Source organism: Treponema sp. R6D11, assembly GCF_054786075.1.
Genome location: NZ_BDHD01000894.1, coordinates 1 through 458, shown reverse-complemented (window position 1 = coordinate 458; position 458 = coordinate 1). Strand labels below are relative to the sequence as shown.

The 458-nt window shown below is 40.0% G+C and carries 1 protein-coding gene; it reads left to right on the top strand.

Features of this window, described 5'->3' with window-relative positions; genetic code table 11:
* Positions 1–458 (top strand): ATP-binding cassette domain-containing protein (locus ACYVTD_RS16700; RefSeq protein ID WP_461248777.1); only part of this gene is annotated, 458 nt, incomplete at both ends.

Below are 458 nucleotides of genomic sequence, written 5' to 3'. Positions count from 1 at the left end.
AGCTTATGATGAGCATTTTTGGAAATTCCTACGGATACAGAAGCGAAGGCGAATTAATAATTAACGGCAAAAAGCAAAAGTTTAAAGAACCGCGCGCCGCGATTAATTCGGGGTTAGGATATATTTCCGAAGACAGAAAAAATTTGGGGCTTGTATTGATTCAAGATGTAAAAACAAATATTACCCACGCCAGTTTAAATAAAATATCAAACTTTGGGATTATCGATAATCAGAAAGAAATTAGGGAAGCCGAGCGTTACCGCAAGGATTTGAATATAAGAACGCCGTCTATAAACCAGATTGTGCGAAACTTGTCCGGCGGCAATCAGCAGAAGGTTGTAGTAAGCAAGACGCTGTTTGCAAACCCGGATATTCTTATAGTTGACGAACCTACAAGGGGTATTGATGTCGGCGCTAAAACCGAGATTTACGGGATACTGAATAATATGATTGCCGAC